General features: G+C 73.3%; 1 pseudogene. It reads right to left on the reverse strand.

Annotation, left to right across the window (positions count from 1 at the left end):
- A pseudogene (locus IH68_RS51240) lies at nucleotides 1-3646 on the reverse strand (acyltransferase domain-containing protein); the annotation flags it as partial.
- Nucleotides 3647-3674: the final 28 nt, after the last annotated feature.

The raw sequence follows: 3674 nt of genomic DNA on the forward strand, positions 1-3674 counted from the left end.
GGCGCGCCGCACATCCCAGCACGTCACGGGCAGGGGCCTGAGCACGCCCGCCTCGAACAGCGCGACCAGGTCGGCCAGCATCTCCCCGATCCGCTCCGGACCGGCATCCCACAGATCGAACGCCCGATACGTCACGCCCGCATGCTCGGCAGCCACCGCGTCCGCGTCCCGGACATCGGTCTTGCCCATCTCCAGGAAACGCCCACCACGCGGCAGCAACCTCAGCGACGCGTCCACGAACTCACCAGCCAGCGAGTCCAGTACGACATCCATGCTCGCCCGGATACATACCGAGCGCGTTGAGCACATCGCGGAAGTTGACTCCCGCCGCTCGTACGGCGATACGGACCTGTCCTTCCGTCAACGCGGCTGTGGCCTGCGGGAACGGTGTCAGGGCCAGGTTGTCCAGGGTGCCCTTCGCCACGCTGTCCAGGTGCCAGGCCGGCTCGTCCGCCGGGAGCGGAAGCCCGCCGCCCGCCGGGACGCGGGCGAGGCGCGGCGCGTGGAGGACGCCGTCGCGGAGCGCCAGTTCGGGCTCGCCCGAGGCGAGGGCCCGGGCCAGCGCGGCGCGGGACGTGTCGGTGCCGTCCGTGTCGACCAGGGCGAACCGGTCGGGCGCCTCGGCGCGCGCGGCCCGCACCAGGCCCCACACCGCGGCCAGGGCAGGATCGGGAGCCGGCGCGTCGAGCGTGACCGCACCCTCGGTGACGATCACCAGACGGGACTGCTCGAACCGCTCGTCGGCGAGCCAGGTGCGTACGGCGTCCAGGACGCGGCCGGTGGCGGCACGGGCCGCGTCCGCCGCGTCGGCGGCCTCGCCGCTCAGGCCGGGACCCGCGGCGAACAGCACGGTCGCGGGGACGGCGGCGGGCAGCTCGGCCAGGGTCGGGTACGTCGGTGCGCCGGGCGCGAGGTCCGCGGCGCCGACCACCGCCGGCGCGCAGGCCTCGGAGGCGTTCTGCTCGGGCGGTGACACCTTCGTCCAGTCCACCTGGAAGAGGCCGTCGCGGTGGCCGTCGGCCTCGGCACGGGCGGCGAGGTCGCCGGAGACCTGCCGCAGCAGCAGCGACTCGACGGAGGCGACCTGGCCGCCCGTCGGGTCGGCCAGATGCAGGGCAACGGCTTCCGGACCGGCCTGCACCATCCGCACGCGCAGTGCCCGGGCGCCGGACGCGCGCAGCGACACTCCGCTCCAGGAGAACGGCAGCCGTCCCTGTCCGGCGTCGGCCAGCGACACGAACATCATCGCGTGCAGGGCGGAGTCCAGGAGCGCCGGGTGGACGCCGAAGTCGCCCGCGAGCCGCTCGTGTTCGTCGGGCAGTCCGACCTCGGCGAACACCTCGTCGCCTCGTCGCCAGACCGCGCGCAGTCCCTGGAACACCGGCCCGTAGGCGAATCCTGCCTCGGCGAACCGGTCGTAGAAGCCCTCCATCGGCACGGCCTCGGCGTTCGGCGGCGGCCATGCGCTCAGGTCGGGGGCGGGGGTGGTGTCGGCGGGCACCGGGCCGGCGACCAGTGAGCCGCTGGCGTTCAGCGTCCACGGGTCGGTGTCGAGCGCGTCCTCGGCACGGGAGTAAACCTGCACGGTGCGGGTGTCCGACTCGTCGGGCGCGCCCGCCCTGACCTGGACCAGCCGTCCGGTGCGCTCGGGCACGATCAGCGGGGCGGCGATGGTGAGTTCCTCGACGCGGTCGTAGCCGAGCTGTCCGGCGGCGCACAGGGCGAGTTCGAGGAACCCGGTGCCCGGGAAGAGGACGGTGCCGGTCACGGCGTGGTCGCGCAGCCACGGGTGCGTCCTGAGCGAGAGCCGCCCGGTGAACAGCGCCTCCTCGCTGCCTGCCACGCGTACGGCGGCGCCCAGCAGCGGGTGCCCGGCCGAGCCGACGCCCGCCGAACCGAGGTCGCCGAGGGTGACGCCGGTGAGGTTGGGCCAGTAGCGGCGGCGCTGGAAGGCGTACGTCGGCAGGCTCGGGGTCGGGCCCCGGTCGCCGCCCGTGAGCGTCCGCCAGTCGGCGTCGGCGCCGTGCACGAACAGGGCGGCGAGCGCGGCGAGGGCGGCCGGTGCCTCGGGCCGGTCCTTGCGCAGCACCGGTACGAGCAGAGCGGTACCGGAGTCGTCGAGGGATGCCTGGGCGAGGGCGGTGAGGGTGCCGTCGGGGCCCAGTTCGAGGTAGCGACCGATGCCCTGCTCGGCGAGGGTGCGCACGGCGTCGGCGTAACGGACCGGCTGACGCACGTGCCGCACCCAGTAGTCCGGGGACATGAACTCGTCGGCGGTGGCCGCCTTGCCGGTCACCGTGGAGACGAGAGCGAGCTTGGGACGCTCGTACGTCAGGCTCTCGGCGACCTTGCGGAAGTCGGCCAGCATCGGCTCCATCAGCGGGGAGTGGAAGGCATGGCTGACCCGCAGGGCCGTGACCTTGCGGTCCTGGGCGCGGAAGTGGTCCGCGATCTCCCCGACGGCTTCCGAAGCGCCCGCGACGACGACCGATCGGGGGCCGTTGACGGCGGCGATCCCGACCCGGGTGTCGTGCAGGTACGGCAGCACCTCCTCCTCGGTGGCCTGGAGCGCGACCATCGCACCGCCGGCCGGCAGGACCTGCATCAACCGGCCCCGTGCCGCCACCAGTCGGCAGGCGTCCGCGAGCGACCAGACTCCGGCCACATGCGCGGCAGCTATCTCACCGATGGAGTGTCCGGCGAGGACGTCGGGCCGCAGGCCCCAGGACTCCAGCAGTCGGAACAGGGCGACTTCCAGGGCGAACAGTGCGGGCTGGGTGAACTCGGTCCGGTTCAGCGGATCGACGTCGCCGCCGAACACCACCTCCCGCAGCGGGCACGGCAGTTCGGTGTCCAGGTGCGCGCAGGCTGCGTCGAAGGCGTCCGCGAAGACCGGGTATGTCTCATACAACTCCCGGCCCATGCCGAGGCGTTGCGAGCCCTGACCGGCGAACAGGAACGCGGTCCGCGCATCGCGACGCGCCGTGCCCGTGGCCGCGTTCACCGCCTCTTCACCGGCAGCGACCGCCTCAAGACCGCGCAGCAGCTCCCCACGGTCCGATCCCCAGATCACGGCCCGGTGCTCGAACAGCGACCGCGACCGCAGCAAAGTCCCGCCGATTTCCGCGACGCCCAACGTCTCGTCGCCGGTTACGAACTCCGCGAGCCGCGCGGCCTGGGCCCGCAGCGCCGCAGCCGTACGACCGGACACCACCCAAGGCACCACACCACCGTCGGCCGGAGCGATCACCGGCTCGGCCTCCGCCTCGACCGGCGGCGGCTCCGCCAGCACCACATGCGCGTTCGTGCCACTGAGGCCGAAGGACGACACACCGGCGCGGCGCGTCCTTCCTTCGACGCGCGGCCAGTCGGCGCTGTCCGCGAGCAGTTCGACCGACCCGGCGGACCAGTCGACGTGCGACGAGGGCTCGTCCGCGTGGAGGGTGCGCGGCAGCACTCCGTGCTGCAAGGCCAGCACCATCTTGATCACACCGGCGGCACCGGCAGCGGCCTGCGTGTGCCCGATGTTCGACTTCACGGCCCCCAGCAGCAACGGGCGTTCACGATCCTGACCATAGGTGGCGAGGATCGCCTGCGCCTCGATCGGATCACCCAGCGTCGTACCCGTGCCGTGCGCCTCCACCGCATCCACATCCGCGGGCCTGAGCCCGGCA

This window comes from Streptomyces sp. NRRL S-646 (genome assembly GCF_000720765.1).
In the GTDB taxonomy this organism is placed as follows: domain Bacteria; phylum Actinomycetota; class Actinomycetes; order Streptomycetales; family Streptomycetaceae; genus Streptomyces.